The 15,251-nt window shown below is 62.2% G+C and carries 19 protein-coding genes, 1 tRNA gene and 1 pseudogene; 10 read left to right on the top strand and 11 right to left on the bottom strand.

The genetic code is table 11. From position 1 onward, the window contains the following. Positions 1–192 precede the first annotated feature (192 nt). Positions 193–573, bottom strand: a complete 381-nt coding sequence (locus AC0MAZ_RS19400) for a glycine zipper domain-containing protein (protein ID WP_203652278.1) — start codon at positions 571–573, stop codon at positions 193–195. Between the two features lie 74 nt (positions 574–647). Continuing rightward, the gene (locus AC0MAZ_RS19395) at positions 648–827 is read right to left on the bottom strand and encodes a hypothetical protein (RefSeq protein ID WP_046855050.1); all 180 of its coding nucleotides are present in this window, start codon (positions 825–827) and stop codon (positions 648–650) included. 176 nt (positions 828–1,003) lie between these two features. Between AC0MAZ_RS19395 and AC0MAZ_RS19390 the strand changes: the two genes are divergently transcribed. Then, positions 1,004–1,354 carry a hypothetical protein gene (locus AC0MAZ_RS19390; protein ID WP_186733684.1) on the top strand — a complete coding sequence of 117 codons (351 nt, stop codon included), beginning with the start codon at positions 1,004–1,006 and terminating at the stop codon, positions 1,352–1,354. 195 nt (positions 1,355–1,549) lie between these two features. Here the strand turns inward: AC0MAZ_RS19390 and AC0MAZ_RS19385 are convergent, their stop codons facing one another. Continuing rightward, positions 1,550–2,578: a PAS domain-containing protein gene (locus AC0MAZ_RS19385; protein WP_232855614.1), complete on the bottom strand. Its 1,029-nt coding sequence runs from the start codon at positions 2,576–2,578 to the stop codon at positions 1,550–1,552. Between the two features lie 136 nt (positions 2,579–2,714). On the opposite strand from AC0MAZ_RS19385, the gene AC0MAZ_RS19380 reads away from it, so the two are divergent. Continuing rightward, positions 2,715–3,536 carry a class I SAM-dependent methyltransferase gene (locus AC0MAZ_RS19380; protein ID WP_475858872.1) on the top strand — a complete coding sequence of 274 codons (822 nt, stop codon included), beginning with the start codon at positions 2,715–2,717 and terminating at the stop codon, positions 3,534–3,536. A gap of 158 nt (positions 3,537–3,694) precedes the next feature. Here AC0MAZ_RS19380 and AC0MAZ_RS19375 read toward each other — a convergent pair whose 3' ends face one another. From AC0MAZ_RS19375 to AC0MAZ_RS19360, 4 genes are all read right to left on the bottom strand, one after another. Beyond that, entirely contained in the window at positions 3,695–4,462 is a 768-nt protein-coding gene (locus tag AC0MAZ_RS19375; protein WP_046856224.1) for an SDR family oxidoreductase, read from the bottom strand. A 27-nt stretch (positions 4,463–4,489) separates the two neighbouring features. Further along, positions 4,490–5,557 carry a phosphotransferase family protein gene (locus tag AC0MAZ_RS19370; protein WP_475858871.1) on the bottom strand — a complete coding sequence of 356 codons (1,068 nt, stop codon included), beginning with the start codon at positions 5,555–5,557 and terminating at the stop codon, positions 4,490–4,492. A 197-nt stretch (positions 5,558–5,754) separates the two neighbouring features. After that, a complete protein-coding gene (locus tag AC0MAZ_RS19365) occupies positions 5,755–6,072 on the bottom strand; it encodes an SCP2 sterol-binding domain-containing protein (protein WP_203652286.1) in 318 nt (105 codons plus the stop codon). 54 nt (positions 6,073–6,126) lie between these two features. Further along, complete coding sequence (locus AC0MAZ_RS19360; RefSeq protein ID WP_475858870.1) at positions 6,127–6,840, bottom strand: histidine phosphatase family protein; 714 nt, start codon at positions 6,838–6,840, stop codon at positions 6,127–6,129. Positions 6,841–7,039: 199 nt separating this feature from the next. Between AC0MAZ_RS19360 and sohB the strand changes: the two genes are divergently transcribed. The 5 genes and pseudogenes from sohB to AC0MAZ_RS19335 all read left to right on the top strand — a co-directional run bounded on the left by sohB (position 7,040) and on the right by AC0MAZ_RS19335 (position 10,526). Then, positions 7,040–8,056 carry a protease SohB gene (gene sohB, locus AC0MAZ_RS19355; RefSeq protein WP_475858869.1) on the top strand — a complete coding sequence of 339 codons (1,017 nt, stop codon included), beginning with the start codon at positions 7,040–7,042 and terminating at the stop codon, positions 8,054–8,056. A gap of 144 nt (positions 8,057–8,200) precedes the next feature. Then, positions 8,201–8,274, top strand: a tRNA-Cys gene (locus AC0MAZ_RS19350). A 428-nt stretch (positions 8,275–8,702) separates the two neighbouring features. Continuing rightward, positions 8,703–9,665, top strand: coding sequence for a DUF6242 domain-containing protein (locus tag AC0MAZ_RS19345; RefSeq protein ID WP_475858868.1), 963 nt, complete (start codon positions 8,703–8,705; stop codon positions 9,663–9,665). Between the two features lie 227 nt (positions 9,666–9,892). Continuing rightward, a pseudogene (locus AC0MAZ_RS19340) lies at positions 9,893–10,179 on the top strand (hypothetical protein); the annotation flags it as partial. Beyond that, complete coding sequence (locus AC0MAZ_RS19335) at positions 10,176–10,526, top strand: hypothetical protein (RefSeq protein ID WP_475858867.1); 351 nt, start codon at positions 10,176–10,178, stop codon at positions 10,524–10,526. The pseudogene AC0MAZ_RS19340 and the gene AC0MAZ_RS19335, both read left to right, overlap by 4 nt. Positions 10,527–10,743: 217 nt before the next feature. On the opposite strand, the gene AC0MAZ_RS19330 is transcribed toward AC0MAZ_RS19335, so the two are convergent. Both AC0MAZ_RS19330 and AC0MAZ_RS19325 read right to left on the bottom strand, forming a co-directional pair. Beyond that, on the bottom strand, positions 10,744–10,950 hold the full coding sequence (locus tag AC0MAZ_RS19330) for a DUF6434 domain-containing protein (protein WP_475858866.1): 207 nt from the start codon (positions 10,948–10,950) through the stop codon (positions 10,744–10,746). Between the two features lie 91 nt (positions 10,951–11,041). Then, on the bottom strand, positions 11,042–11,935 hold the full coding sequence (locus AC0MAZ_RS19325; RefSeq protein ID WP_475858865.1) for a LysR family transcriptional regulator: 894 nt from the start codon (positions 11,933–11,935) through the stop codon (positions 11,042–11,044). A gap of 112 nt (positions 11,936–12,047) precedes the next feature. Between AC0MAZ_RS19325 and AC0MAZ_RS19320 the strand changes: the two genes are divergently transcribed. Both AC0MAZ_RS19320 and AC0MAZ_RS19315 read left to right on the top strand, forming a co-directional pair. Continuing rightward, a complete protein-coding gene (locus AC0MAZ_RS19320; protein ID WP_203652292.1) occupies positions 12,048–12,698 on the top strand; it encodes a DsbA family protein in 651 nt (216 codons plus the stop codon). After that, complete coding sequence (locus AC0MAZ_RS19315; RefSeq protein WP_203652293.1) at positions 12,695–13,087, top strand: nuclear transport factor 2 family protein; 393 nt, start codon at positions 12,695–12,697, stop codon at positions 13,085–13,087. The genes AC0MAZ_RS19320 and AC0MAZ_RS19315 overlap by 4 nt, the downstream gene beginning before the upstream one ends. A 56-nt stretch (positions 13,088–13,143) precedes the next feature. Here AC0MAZ_RS19315 and AC0MAZ_RS19310 read toward each other — a convergent pair whose 3' ends face one another. After that, positions 13,144–13,863: an META and DUF4377 domain-containing protein gene (locus AC0MAZ_RS19310; protein WP_244670986.1), complete on the bottom strand. Its 720-nt coding sequence runs from the start codon at positions 13,861–13,863 to the stop codon at positions 13,144–13,146. Between the two features lie 335 nt (positions 13,864–14,198). Then, positions 14,199–14,555 carry a hypothetical protein gene (locus AC0MAZ_RS19305; protein WP_475858864.1) on the bottom strand — a complete coding sequence of 119 codons (357 nt, stop codon included), beginning with the start codon at positions 14,553–14,555 and terminating at the stop codon, positions 14,199–14,201. A 172-nt stretch (positions 14,556–14,727) separates the two neighbouring features. On the opposite strand from AC0MAZ_RS19305, the gene AC0MAZ_RS19300 reads away from it, so the two are divergent. Continuing rightward, entirely contained in the window at positions 14,728–15,165 is a 438-nt protein-coding gene (locus AC0MAZ_RS19300) for an anti-virulence regulator CigR family protein (RefSeq protein WP_046856214.1), read from the top strand. Positions 15,166–15,251: the final 86 nt, after the last annotated feature.

Below are 15,251 nucleotides of genomic sequence, written 5' to 3'. Positions count from 1 at the left end.
TGGCAGCTTGACGCGAATGCGTCGTTGACGTGCTGCAGTGTTTTGCCGGGGATTACCCAACCCTGTGGGAGCGGGTTTACCCGCGAACACCAGCAAAGCTGGTGCCAGGCACCGCGGTGCTTGTTTCGCGGGTAAACCCGCTCCCACAGGGGGCGTGAAGCCGCTCGTAGGGCTGGGCGATCGCCTGCAGGATCAGTGGCGATGCTTGTGCTTGCGGTTGTTGTCGCCCATGTGGTTGCCGATCGCGCCGCCCGCCGCGCCGCCCAGGCCCGCGCCGACGGTCGAGCCGGTGGAGCCGCCGAGCTTGCCGCCGATCAGCGAGCCGCCGGCCGAACCCAGGCCACCGCCGATGGCGGCTTCGGCACGGTTGCCCTTGCGTGCGCCCACCGCGCTGCCGGCCGCGCCGCCCAGGCCCGCGCCGATGGCCGCGCCGGTGCTGCCGCCGATCTGTTTGCCGACGACGTTGCCCAGGGCACCGCCCAGGCCGCCGCCGATGGCAGCGGTGCCGTCACCGGCGAAGGCGCCCTGGCAGAGCAGCAGGCCGAGGGCGAGGGAAGGCAGAGTCAGACGCATGTTGTGAACCTCAGGGGAATCATCAGGGGGAGGGTGCCGCGTGGTTGGCGGCGAGTCTGGGTTTGAAAGACGCTTCAGCGGTAGTAGCGGTCACGGTACTGGCGGTCGTCATCGTCACGGTCGTGGCGATGGTGATGACGGTGGCCGCGGTCACGGTCGCGCCAGCCGTCGTCATCGTCGTGGTAGTGGTTGCTGTAGCAGCCACCGAGCAGCAGCAGGGTGGCGACCATCGAAAGGCTTGCAAGGCGTTTCATCACGTTATAGGTCCTTGATCCGCAACGGTTTACGCGGTACCTCCTGTGACCTGTGGCGATCGATTTGGTTCTTTGCCGCGCAAACTTTTATCGCGGCGGCGATGAGCGGTAGCGGCGATTCCCCGGCCGGCCCGGCAGTGCTAGAGTCTGCTTCTTTTTTGTCCCGAGGATGGAACATGCGAGCAATTCTGCCGATCACCGTGGCGCTGCTGCTGGCGGGCTGTGCATCGTCGACCATGGAAGCGGCGCGCAACGGCTCGCCCACCGCACGCCTGGATTCGCACAAGACGCCCGATCTGGTCGCCCAGTGCATCCAGTTCAGCTGGCAGGAAGAGAACACCTTCGGGGTCGATGCCAGCGGCTACCTGGAGGCGCGCAAGCAGGGTGGGTTCACGGTGTATACCCGGGAGGCGGAGTCGTTCGTCGATGTCTACGCCCAGGCGGGAGGCACGCGGGTGGACTATTACGCGCAGAAGAATGACGGCGTGGCGTTGCAGCGCCGGGCGGCGGCGGCCACCTGTCTATAACTTGAAGCCAGGCCAGTGCAGGACTAGAACAGGCAAATCGACACCCTGTGGGAGCAACTGTCTTGCTCAATTTTTGGAGTCTGGCGCGATACCTGTGGGAGCTGGCTTGCCCGCGAACACCGGCGTAGCCGGTGCCAAGCACCGCGTCGGATTCTTCGCGGGTAAACCCGCTCCCACAGGGGGGCGCTGTGATGCTTACCCTGCCGCGCGCTCGGCAGTGATGTCCTCGAACACGCTGATCAGATGCTCCGGCTGCCCGTCGGCGCGACGTTCGAGTGAGGTGCGCGCCCGTACCCAGATATAGCGCCCGTCCTTGTGGCGCACGCGCTTCTGCACCTCGTAACGCTCGATCTCGCCGGCCAGCATGCGCTGCAGCAACGCCAGGTTGCCCGGCAGGTCGTCGGGGTGGGTGATCTGCTGGAAGGTCGTGCCGTACAGTTCGTCCTCGCGGTAGCCCAGCAGCTCGCAGAAGCTGCCGTTGACCCGCTGCCAACTGCCATCCGGGTCGATATAGGCCAGCGCGCCCCAGGCCAGTTCGAAGATGGTGCGAAAACGCGCCTCGCTCTGGCGCAGCTCTTCTTCGGCGACCTTGCGCTCGGTGTTGTCCATGCTGATGCCGACCATCTTCACCGGGCGCCCGACGCTGTCACGCAGCACCGTGGCGCGCGAGGCGATCCAGCGCTGGCCGCCATCGGGGCGAGTGATGCGAAAATCGCATTCGCAGCCGGTGCCGTCGGCCACCGCCTGGGCATACATGCCCTGCATGTGGCGGGCGTCATCGGCGTGGATGTGTTCCCAGAAGTCCTCGTTGCGGCGCAGCGGCCAGCCATACACCGCCTCGACGTTGGGCGAGTAGGTCACCTCGTCGGTGACCAGGTTCCATTCCCAGGTGACGATGCGCGCGCCTTCCTGGGCCAGCTTCATGCGCGTCTCGCTTTCCATGATCTCGGCGGTGTAGCGGCGGCGCACGTCGGTCATTGGCAGCTCGACCACCTCGGCCTGCTGCACGTTGTGCAGGGCCTCCTCGCCGTAGCGCAGCCAGATCCAGTTGACCTTGAGCAGGTCGGCCAGGCGGCGCAGGTTGTCGTAGTCGATCTCGCCGCCGCGGGTCCACTTGTGCACCGCCGTGCGCGAGATCCCCAGCGCCGTGCCCACGGCCTGCAGGGTCAGCTTGTGGTGTTCGAGCAGTTCCTTGAGGCGAAAGGCGAAGCTGTTTTCGGTCATGGGCGCTGGATCCTTGGGCGGGCACGAAGCGGGCAGTATACCCGAGCCGTCAACTTCTGGTTGACGGGGTGGTTGCCGGGTTGGCGAGGGCCGGTTAACGTGGCGCCTGACTCACTCAGGACAGGGAAGCACCGCTATGAGCCGATCACTGGAACTCAATCGCGCCAGCTGGGACGAGCGCGCACCCTTGCACGCTGCCTCCGGGGACTACGAGGTCGAGCGCTTCGTCGCCGAGCCCGGGCACCTGTCCGAGGTGGTGCGCTTCGACCTGCCACGCCTGGGCGATATCCACGGCCTGCGCGCGGTGCACCTGCAATGCCATATCGGCACCGACACCCTGTCGCTGGCGCGCCTGGGCGCCGAGGTCTGCGGCCTGGATTTCTCCGCGGCGTCCCTGGTCCAGGCACGCCAGCTGGCCGAGCGCTGTGGGGCGGGCATCGCCTATGTCGAATCGGACGTCTATCAGGCTGCGCAGGTATTGCCGGCGGCGGCTTTCGATCTGGTCTACACCGGCATCGGCGCGCTGTGCTGGCTGCCGAGCATCGAGCGCTGGGCGCAGACCGTGGCGGCGTTGCTCAAGCCGGGCGGGCGGCTGTTCCTGCGCGATGGCCACCCGATGCTGATGGCCGTGAACGAGGACCATGAGGATCGTCTGCAACTGGAGTACCCGTACTTCGAGCGCGAGGCGCCGACGGTGTGGCACAGCGACGAGACGTATGTTGAAACCGACCAGGCACTGACCCAGACTGAAACCCATGAGTGGAACCATGGCTTGGGCGAGGTGATTACCGCGCTGCTGAACAACGGCCTGCGCATCACCGGCCTGGAGGAGCACCAGAGCATCCCCTGGGAAGCGCTTCCGGGCCAGATGACGCTGGGCGATGACGGCGAGTGGCGCCTGAACGAGGCGCCGTGGCGGTTGCCGCTGAGCTATACGTTGCAGGCGGTGAAGGGATAGATGCGCGGGTTACGCCATCCCTGTAGGAGCGGCCTTGTGTCGCGAAAGGGCTGCAAAGCAGCCCCGCGATCTTTGCATCAGCGCTGAAATCCTGGGGCTGCTTTGCAGCCCTTTCGCGACACAAGGCCGCTCCTACAGGGGGCGTGCATGAATCCGGATCAGGACAGGAACCCACCATCGACATTGAGCGCGGTGCCGGTGGTATAGCTGGAGGCATCGCTGGCCAGGTACAGCACCGCGCCGGCCATCTCGCTCGGGTCGGCCACGCGCTTGAGCGGGATCTGTTGCAGCGCGGCGTTGCGGATGCTGTCGTTCTTCACCAGCGCCGAGGCGAACTTGGTGTCGGTCAGCCCCGGCAGCAGGGCGTTGCAGCGGATGCCGAACTGCGCGCACTCCTTGGCGAAGACCTTGGTCATGTTGATCACCGCCGCCTTGGTCACCGAGTAGATGCCCTGGAACAGCCCGGGCGAGACACCATTGATCGAGGCCACGTTGATGATGCTGCCGCCGCCGTGCTCGCGCATCAGCTTGCCGGCCTCCACCGACATGAAGAAGTAGCCGCGGATGTTGACGTCGACGGTCTTCTGGAACGCCCCCAGGTCGGTGTCCAGGACATTGCAGAACTGCGGGTTGGTGGCGGCGTTGTTGACCAGGATATCGAGACGGCCGAACTGCTCGCGGATGCCGGCGAACACCTGCTGGATCTGCTCCATCTCGCCGATGTGGCAGGCCACCGCGGTGGCCTTGCCGCCGGCGGCGACGATCGCTTCGGCCACCTGCTGGCAGCCGTCGAGCTTGCGGCTGGAGACGATCACATGGGCGCCCTGCTGGGCCAGCAGGTGGGCGATGGCTTCGCCGATGCCGCGGCTGGCGCCGGAAACGAAGGCGATCTTGCCGTCGAGGTCGAACAGGTGGGTCTTGGACATGCGCGTATTCCTTGTTGTCTGCCGAAGTTACAGGCTGGATTTGCCGATCAGTTGCAGGCTCATCTGCTCCAGCAGCCGGTTCATGTGGATGAACTGGGCGAAGCGCTTGTCCTGGGTCTGGCCGTGGAAGAAGCGGTAGTAGATCTGCTGGACGATGCCGGCCAGGCGGAACAGGCCGTAGCAATAATAGAAGTCGAAGTTGTCGATACGGATGCCGGCGCGCTCGGCGTAGTAGTCGACGAACTGCTGGCGGCTGAGCATGCCGGGGGCGTTGCTTGGCTGGCGGCGCATCAGTTGCACCGGTGCCGGGTCGCCGGCCTCGATCCAGTAGGCCAGGCTGTTGCCCAGGTCCATCAGCGGGTCGCCGATGGTGGCCATCTCCCAGTCCAGCACGCCGATGATGCGCATCGGGTTGGCGCTGTCGAGGATGACGTTGTCGAAGCGGTAATCGTTGTGCACGATGCCCGGGCGCGGATGGTCGGCGGGCATCTTCTCGCGCAGCCAGGCGATCACCTGCTCCCAGCGCGGCGCGTCGGGGGTCAGGGCTTTTTCGTAGCGGCTGGCCCAGCCTTCGACCTGGCGCTGCACATAGCCTTCCGGCTTGCCCAGGTCGGCCAGGCCGCAGGCCTGGTAGTCCACCTGGTGCAGCTCGACCAGGCGGTCGATGAAACTCTTGCACAGGGCTTCGGTGCGGCCGGCGTCCAGGTCCAGTTCGGCGGGAATGTCCGAACGCAGGATGATGCCGTTGACCCGTTCCATTACATAGAATTCGCCGCCGATCAGCGACTCGTCAGTGCAGTGCACGTAGGCCTTGGGGCAATAGGGGAAGCCAGCGTTGAGCTGGTTGAGGATGCGAAACTCACGGCCCATGTCGTGGGCCGACTTGGCCTTGTGGCCGAATGGCGGGCGGCGCAGCACGAACTCCCGGTCCGGATAGCTGACCAGGTAGGTCAGGTTGGAGGCGCCGCCGGGGAACTGGCTGATGCTCGGTGTGCCCGCGAGGCCGGGAATGTGATCCTTGAGGTACGGATCGATGACGGCCGCGTCGAGTTCTTCGCCGGGGCGTACCTGGGTGGACTGGTCGGTGAGCGTCATGCGATTTCCTTATGATCAGTAGCAAGGACCATTGGCTAATCTAATTTCCTGTCAAAGCTGGTACAAGCGTGCCAGACGTTTATTGGCCTGGGTGTTGCCGGGCGATCAATGGCCCTGATGGGCGGGCCTTGCAGCGGGCGAAAAAAAACCGAAGCCCGTCAGGCTTCGGTTTTTTCATTGGCGATTCGCCGCGCCGATCAGGACGGGAACAGCTCGCTGAGCTTCATCGACAGCATCATGTCGCCTTCGACGCGCAGCTTGCCGCCCATGAAGGCCTGCATGCCGTCGGTGTCACCGCTGACGATGCCCTTGAGGGTTTCGCTGTCCATCACCAGGGTGCAGTTGGCATCGGCGTTCTCGCCTTCCTGGATCTCGCAGGTGCCGTCCTTGACCAGCAGGGCGTAGTGCTTGTCTTCGTCGGTGATGTTGAAGCCGAACACCAGGTCCAGGCCGGCGGCAGCGGATGGGTTGAATTTTGCCTTCATCGCCTCGACGGCTTTAGCTACATCGCTCATGGTGTATTCCTTGTTAAGTGATATTCGCGTCCGCAAGGACACAACAGACCGGGCTCATCGGTAGGTGACGAGCTCCGGCAACCGCAACAGCCGCACATGGGCTTGGCTGTTGAAGGAAGCCAGGGTGACGTCGCGGCCACGGAACTTCAGGTGGCTGAGCGACGTGTTGATGATCTGCCAATTCAGGCTGAACGCCTGAGCCGGCGTAATTGCGCTTACCAGGTGGAGCAGGGCGGCGATGGTGCCGCCGGAGGTGAACAGGGCGATGTTGTCGCCGTTGGCGGCGCTGTCGAGCAGGCGCCGCAGGCCATCGCCGACCCGGCCGGTGAAGGCCTGCCAGGTTTCCAGGTGTTCGTCGTGGGCGTGGTCGCCGTCGTGCCAGCGCTGCACCATCAGGGCGAACAGGCGCTGGAACTCGCTGCGGTGCTGGGCGCCGTTGCGCAGCACATGCAGGGCCTCGGGTTCTTCGGGCAGCAGGGCAGGGAGCAGGGCGCGGATCACGCCGTCGGCGTCGAACTCATTGAAGGCGGCGTCGGTCTCTATGGCCGGGGCTGCTTCGCCATGGGCCTGCAGCGCGTCGAGGGCCAGGCGGGCGGTGTCCTGCTGGCGACGCAGGGTGCCGGCCACGCAACGGTCCAGGCGCAGGCCCAATTGGGCGAAGTGTTCGCCCAGTGCCTGGCTCTGACGCTCGCCGACCGGCGAGAGCACGTCGTAGTCGGCGGCACCAAAGGAGGCTTGGCCATGTCGGATCAGGTAGAGATTGCCCACGTTGAAGTCCGGCCCGGTTGGAGGTTGCTGCGAGGTTAGGTTGCCCCAGGCGGGCTGTCAACGAAAAAACATACAAGCGTTTGAAAAGGTCGTTTGAACTGTGTTGCCAGCATTTTCACCGGCTGGCAGCGGCCCTGGCGCCCCGGTATGCTTGCATCCAGTTCGCGCCGTTGCGGCGCTGGTTTATCAAGGAGTCAATGTGGAGTTTCTTGCCGAATACGCAAGCTTTCTCGCCAAAACCGCCACCCTGGTGATCGCCATCCTGGTGGTGCTGTCGGCCATCGCCGGCCTGCGTGGCAAAGGGCGGCGCAAGCCGGGCGGGCAATTGCAGGTTACCCGTCTCAACGAGTTCTACAAGGAGCTGCGCGAGCGCCTTGAGTCGGGCCTGCTCGACAAGGCCCAGCTCAAGGCCCTGCGCAAGCAGCAGGCCAAGGCGGAAAAACAGCAGAAGAAAAAGCCCGAGGACAAGCGCCGGGTGTTCGTCCTCGACTTCGACGGCGACATCAAGGCCTCGGCTACCGAGAGCCTGCGCAACGAGATCACCGCATTGCTGACCCTGGCCACCCCGCGTGACGAGGTGGTGCTGCGTCTGGAGAGCGGCGGCGGTATGGTGCACAGCTACGGCCTGGCGGCTTCGCAACTGGCGCGCATCCGCGAGGCCGGTATCCCGCTGACCATCTGCATCGACAAGGTCGCCGCCAGCGGCGGCTACATGATGGCCTGCATCGGCGAGAAGATCGTCAGTGCGCCGTTCGCGGTGCTGGGCTCGATCGGCGTGGTGGCGCAGATGCCCAACGTCAACCGCCTGCTGAAAAAGCACGACATCGATTTCGAGGTTCTGACCGCCGGCGAATACAAGCGCACCCTGACCGTGTTCGGCGAGAACACCGACAAGGGCCGGGAGAAGTTCCAGGAAGACCTGGACATCACCCACCAGTTGTTCAAGGACTTCGTCGCCCGCTACCGCCCGCAGCTTCATATAGACGAGGTGGCCACTGGCGAAGTCTGGCTGGGCATCGCCGCGCTCAATCGCCAGTTGGTCGACGAACTGGGCACCAGCGACGAGTACCTGAGCCGCAGTGCCCGTGAGGCCAATGTGTTCCACCTGCGCTTCGCCGAGCGCAAGAGCCTGCAGGAGCGTATCGGCGTGGCCGCCAGCGGGGCGGTGGAGAACACCCTGGTCGGCTTGTGGAGCAAACTCAGCCGTCTGCGCTAACACCTTGAACCCCTTGAAGATTTTTTTCTCCAAGGGGGTTGCAAGGTGCGTCGAATGCCGACATAATGGCGTCCATCGAAACGCAGCTGACTTGAAAAAGACCAGCGGTTTCAAGGAGATAGCGAAAGCTGACTCCGACTTTGAGGCCGAGTAGCAAAGTGGTTATGCTCCGGATTGCAAATCCGTCTACGCCGGTTCGATTCCGACCTCGGCCTCCACCATTCGAAACCCCGCAGATCTAGGTCTGCGGGGTTTTTCTTTGCGCGCAGAAAATGCCAAGAGTTCCGAAACAAAAGGCATGGAGTTCCGAAACTTCAGCCCTTCGAGGGCTTGGCGATCGCACCGACTCGACGGTAAACGCGCTCGGTGATTCCCTCTTTCCGGTACACCGGAGCATGTCGATCAGCGAATCCACTCAAGCGCGGTGGATGCGTCGAAGTTCACTGAATAAAAACCTCAAAATACTGGTTGAATATACAGTATTCGTGTGGCATAATTTCCTACATCAGCGACAGCTCTGAGGTTGGTGAAACCTCATCACCCCTGATCTTCGCCAGAGGACCTCGAGTCTCGAACCATCGCCCATGAGCGCCATACGCCCAATACAGAGGCCTGAACTTAAATCAGCTCAGTAACGGAGTTTAAAATGGATAACGCAAACTCGGCGTCTCAAACCCTGCAAGATCTTTGGACTCAAGTACAACCGGTGGAGAACACCGGCATGCTTAGGCGCGTGGTTTTTGCGCAAGGCAAGTTTTATGCGGCTGGTGGCAACGGTCTTCCCACAACCACTCAGGTTGTCACTGGAGACGCAACTGGTAAAGCGTGGACCAAGCTCAAGGGCGCCGTCACCTCTGATAGCGGAAAGGTCCTCAACGAGCTGTACTGGAACGGTCTTGGGACAACGCTTCAAGGCCTTTCTCAATCCGGCAATGTGGTCCACGGCAGCATTGCACGCCCTTTAAATGATTGGACAGACCTTACGGCAGCTGCTCGCGCGTATGTAGACTTGCATGGCATTGTGTATTATCAGCCAATTTACGGCGACATCGCGACCTGGATACTGGTTGGGTCTAACGGTAAAGTCTTTTCCCGTTATGAGGATTGGTCAGGCACGGTGGAGCGCACTACGACCTTCACTTCTAGCGAGACTGTGCACTGCGTCAACGTCATTGGCGTTTTTGTGTTGATTGCGGGATCGAATGGGAAGCTGCTTAGCGCTGTGAAGATGCCAACGGGTAATCCGCAATCATTCGCGACCAGAACCAGCACCTTCGGCACTAGCACCATCCTTTCCATGAAGCTTTGCAACGGGAAAATGTTTATCGTTGGTGCGGATGGCAAGATGGCATATTCATCCGATGGGCTTAGCTGGACTGCTGTTGAAGATACCAGTTTCGGTGGAACCATCATCCGCGACATTGCTTACGGTAATGGCAAGTATGTAGCTGTCGGCGACGGCGGCAAGACAGCCGTTTCCGAGGATGGGATCGGCTGGGTTCAGCAAGCCAACACTTTCGCAGGAACCGATATCCGGAGCGTCGCCTACGGCAACGGCAATTTTGTAGCTGTTGGTGCAGCCGGCAAGATTGCTTACTGGACTCCATGATCTTCTATCTCCTTGCGTAATAGAGCCCAGCCGTCGCGCTGGGCTTTTTCATTTGTGATTCAGGCTCGCCACACAGCCAGGGTGGCCCTTCGGGGGATGCGCTGGACGCGCAGCGAGACTGGTTCAGTTGGGTGCCAGCGCTGCAAGCCCATTGGCGGACAGGCGGGGAGAGACCCGCATCGAATTCAGTGGCTCCATGAGGGCCTATTCAGACCCTCGGAGTACTTATGGACCCTGCCGGCATCGGCACCGTGCGCCGTCTGAATGAGATGCTCGACTCCGAGCGCGAGGCCGCAAGCATGCCGAGACCCGCGCCGAACAATTCGCCAAGGAGCGCGAGTTGGCCGCAACTGTCGGCAGGCTGGAGGGCAAGATCGAGGCCCTGACAAGCCAAGTCGGATTGCTCACTGATCAACGCAGTATGGACGAGTGCAGATGCATTTCGTACAGAGCCTGGTGTGCCTGCTCCTGGTTGGTGTATAGATTGCTGACACCCACAAGGAGGAACGCATGAGGATTTTTATTGGGCTGGTTTTTGCGCTGGCCTTGGCTGGCTGTGCAACGATGGACGAAAAGCGTGCAGATGGGCCCTCGCGTCACCTTGTAAGCCAAAAGGATCCTGCCACGGTTGCCGAATGTACGCTTTATGCCTGGCAGAGCCAGAAGTGGGGGGGAGCCATTCATGAGGTCTATCTTCAGCCGCTGCGTGGCGGTGGTAAGACCGTGGTTAGTGCAGGCGAAGCAGAGTTTGCCGACTTCCTGCCTAGCGCAGTGGGTACGGATATCAAGGTCTACTTCATGACGACGATCTTCGAATCACGTCGTGACAGAAGGGCCGATGCCATCAGAGGGTGTCTCTGATTGCCACCTCTGTAGAGGGGGCATAGAAGCACTGATCGATATTGCAGCACCGTAAGTTTTTGCCGCCCGTTCTTCAGTGATGCTGTAACGGGCCCCGGCAGAACGAACTACCGGGCTGCATGGATCCCAACTACGTGCTCTTGCCCGAAGTATCCTGCTCGACCATCAGGTCCAGCACATATTCGAAGAGCAACGTAGGACAGGGAGCTGCTTAGAATCAGTCATGTGTACGCAGCCACTCATCCGCAACTTCCCCCATGGTGGCAGGCGCTCCGCTCTTGATCCAGGCCATGAAGGCGCGGTCGAACTTGAAGGCCTCGCCACATTCACCGACCAGGAACCGCCGGACCTTCTGTGTGTTCCGGTAGTGCCGGTCCAGTGGGGTGGCGCGGGTGATCGGTCCAGCATGCCAGTCGAAGCTCATCTTCATTCCCTTGGATGGCTGTGATCCCAGGAGCGTAGCATTGTCGGCGGCTGCGCGGGCGTGCCCTGACCTGATGGTCTGTGCCGTCTCATTAAGCCAGGCGGCTTGCCAGCAGCTCGATGAATGCACGCACCTTGACCGGTCGAAAGCGAGCCGTCGGGAAGACCGCATGGATCTCGCCTCGGGGCAGCGACCATTGCGGCAGGACCTCGATCAGCCGGCCTGCTTGCAGGTCTGGTTCCGCCACATAGTCCGGAAGGACCGATAGCCCGGCCCCGAGCAGCGTGGCTTCGCGCACTGCCAAGGTGGCGTTGAGCGACAGGCTGGCTCTCATCTCCACCGTTTCGCGCTGCATCGCGTCCTTGGCAAATACCCACCGGGTCGGCTCTCGCAGCGCCAGGTTCGCCACGATCGGCAACTTGGCCAGCTCCGCCGGGGCCTGCAGTTTGTCCACTCGCGCTTGCCATTGAGGGCCGGCCACCAACCGTTGTGCAAACTCGCCGATTCGCCGGGCCTGCAGATGTTGCTCGGTAATCCAGCCAACGCGAATGGAAAGGTCCAGATCGTTGGCGCCCAGATCCAGGGTCTGGTCGCTGAAGTGTGCCTCGACCTTGCACTGCGGATATCGCTGCGAGAATGCGGTGATGGCCGGCACCACGACACCGATGCCGTAATCGAAAGGGGCGGTCAGGCGTAGGGTGCCCGTCGGCTCGCTGGCCGCTTCGGACAATTCCTCGAAAGCCTCTTCAGCTTCTTTGAGGATCAATGCACAGCGGTGATAGAACTGTTGGCCCGCCTCGGTGGTGCGGACTTTGCGCGTGCTGCGAACCAGCAGTGTGGTACGACAGTCGCTTTCCAGCCGCGCTACCTGTTGGCTGACCACGGCCTTGGTGATGCCGAGGCGCTCTGCTGCTGCGGTGAAGGAGCCGGTTTCGACCACTGCGGTGAAGTACGCAAGCCTGTTCAGGCTGGAAGCGCCGGTCATTGATATATCCTTTAATGTATGTTTGTAGCATACAGTGTGTTTATTTCGTATGCGTTTAAATGTCAATTCGCTCGCTATAAGATTCGAGGCATTCCATTCAAGGCGTTTCACCATGAACAAGACCCTGGTTTACCTCTTCGACCCACTGTGCGGCTGGTGCTACGGTGCAGGAGGACCGCTGCCTCGGGTTCTCGAATCCACGGGCCTCGCGTTGCGCCTGATACCGACGGGGCTGTTTTCCGGCAGCGGTGCTCGCGCCATGGATGATGACTTTGCGGCCTACGCCTGGAGCAACGACCAACGCATCGAGCGGCTGACCGGGCAGGTCTTCAGTGAGCGCTATCGTGACCAGGTACTCGCCGACCGCCTTCAGGCGTTCGACAGTGGTCCGTCTACCCTGGCGCTCAGCGCAGTGAACCTGACTGCGCCTGAGCGCGAGTTCGAAGCGCTCAAGGCGATTCAGGCGGCGCGCTATGTCGATGGCCTGGATGTGACTCGACTGGAGACGTTGACAGCTGTGCTGGCGAACCTGGGCTTGAATGCCGCCGCCGAGCGGCTGGCGCGCCCGGATTCGGCCTTGCTGCAGGCCAACGACGATCGTGTGGGGCAGGGGCGTGCCTTGCTGGGTCGCGTGGGCGGCCGAGGCGTCCCGACATTTGTCCTGCAAGAGGCGGAAGATGCCCTGCAGTTGTTACCTGCCAGCGCTATCTTTTCAGATCTTCAGGCCTTCATTCGCGAGCTGAACGTGGGGGTAAAGCCATGAGCAAGAGCAACCTGGACATCATCCGAGCCTCGTACGAAGGCTCAGCCGAACAGAATGGCCAGAATCTGCTGGCGGCGCTGGCAGCGGACGTGACCTGGACCGAGGCGGCCGGCTTCCCTTATGCCGGTACCTATGTCGGCCCGCAGGCGATCATGGAGGGTGTGTTCCATCGCCTGGCCACCGAATGGGATGGCTACCAGGCCAAGGTGCATACCTATGTGGCCGAGGACGACCGAGTTGCCGCCTTTGGCGTTTACTCGGGGACCTATCGCAAGACCGGGAAGGCGATGACGGCTACCTTTGCCCACCTGTACCGGCTGAACAACGGCAAGATCGTCAGCATGGAGCAATACGTCGACAGTGCGCAGGTCAACGCGGCGCTCACCTGAGGTCGCCGTCGGTTCCAGGCGCAGGCCGCTGCAGGGCGGCCTGCGCCGACTGGCAATTACTTGCCCGAAGCGTCCTGCTCGACCACCAGGTCCAGTACATAGACCTGCGACGGGGCGTCGGCCGGCGGGTTCTTCCATTCGTATTGCTTCACGCGCAGCACGGTGCGCACGCCGTCACGGTGCTCGAAGCCCTCGATGGACTGGTACAGCGGGTGCCAGTTGTCCTGGGTCGCCAACTGCAGGCCGGCGTCGTCATAGCGACGCTCGCGCACTTGCAGGCACTGGTAGTTGGGGATCAGTGGATGGCTGCACTTGACGGTCTTGGCGGCCACTTCCAGGAACTTGATCTCGCCCTTGCTGCCGTAGCGGGTCTCCGGGGTGGCTTCACCCTGGAACTTCAGCACAGAGCCGTCCTGGGTGGTCAGTTGCAGCATCGGCTCCCCGGCATCGTCGGATAGGGTGGTACGCAGGTCGCCCTTGAACAGGCGCCCGACCTGGGCGTCCAGTTCCATCAGGGGCTTGTCGCAGGCCTTCAGGGTCGAGGCCAGTGATTGCACCTTCAGTACGCCGTCCTGGTAGGAATAGCCGCCGAACTGGTTGTTGCAGCCGCCGCTGATGTTCAGCTTGCGTTCGGCGAAGTTCAACCGCAGTTTGCCCTCGATGCCTGGGGCCATGGCGGTGATGGGCTTGCCCGACGCATCGTTGGCCGCTACCAGGTTCCAGTAGTAGGCCGAGAGGTTGGGCTGGGTGGCGCTGGATGCGGCAGTGGCGGGCATGGAAGGCGTCCCTTCATGGGAGGTGGAAGCCGGGGCACATGCCTGGAGCAGGGCGGCGCAGACGGCAACGAGGAGAATGTTCTGTTTCATGGTTCGCTCTTTCAGCCTTGAAAAATGAGGGCGGCATCCTCGACAGGTGGGATGCGCGCGCCGGTAAACCGGGATATCGAGGCCGTTTCAGGATCGCTTCGCGATGTGGACCTTGCCACGTCTGTGAGCGCTATCGGACGGCCTCGGCAGTAACCGATGGCAATGGGACAGCATCGATCCCATTGAGTTTCATCGACGGGGTGGCCTGTAAGTGTTGCCAGATTTTGCAGCACAGCCAGCGCCCTCTAGACCTGCGGACCTTTGCAGGGGTATCCACTCATTTTCGCGACCTGCAGCGCCCGCTCGCTGGTCAAGGGCTTGAGTGCTCCCGCGGCGTAGCCGTTCTTGATGTAAAGAAAATAGTTGCCCTTCAGATCGTGGAAGATCCGGTACACATCGGCAGCTCTATGGGGGGTTGGCAGCGTGACGTTGTCGACCACCAGTTCATAGCCGTCGATACCCAGGTTACCCAGCCTGGTCGTGAAGTCTGCTTCGAAGGCTGCGCGCCAGCGATTGCGCTCGAAGGTGCATGCCCAGAAGAGGGCGATCAGTAGCAATAGCCCCGCGCACAGGAAGGCTATGTCGGTGAGCAGTTTCAGCATGTCGTTCCTTTGACCTGTGGTCCTTCAATACCGGCTGGATGCCACTTTACCAAGTCGCAACGGTAATACGCGCGCCCGCCGTGGTACCGATATGCGCAGGGTCATGGCAAAGCTCCATGTCGTTGCCATGGGCTAGGATTGCACAGACCCCAATCTTCAGAGGCAAGCAGCGATGAGCAAACGCCGCACAGTCATTGCCACACTGACATCGATCGCACTGGTACTGGCGCCCTGCATATCCTTCGCCGACCCGGGTAATGGCAAGGGGCACGGCAAGGGGCAATCCCAGCAGAACCATGGCAACCAAGGGGCGGGCAAGCACGATGGCGGTCATGGCGGTCCCGTGATCGACCGGGGCGATGTGCTCGGTATCCTGGGTGGGCACCGCGACTACTGGAGCCCGGGGCCTGCATTGCCTCCCGGCATCCAGAAGAACCTGGCGCGTGGCAAGCCGTTGCCCCCAGGCATCGCCAAGAAGCTCGATGGCCGGTTGCTGGGCCAGCTGCCGCGTTATGACGGTTATGAATGGATGCAGGCGGGTGTCGACCTGATTCTGGTGGCAGTCGCCACGGGGGTGATCTACGAAGTACTCAACGGCGCTTTCGACTAGCGCGCAGGCAAAGAAAAGGCCCGCTGGGGAGGGCGGGCCAAGTGTTTCACGGATGAGTCATCACCTTGGCACGGCAGACGTGAAAA

This window comes from Pseudomonas sp. A (genome assembly GCF_056270345.1).
The sequence above is the reverse complement of the archived record's forward strand: the minus strand, read 5'-3'. Positions and strand labels throughout refer to the sequence as shown.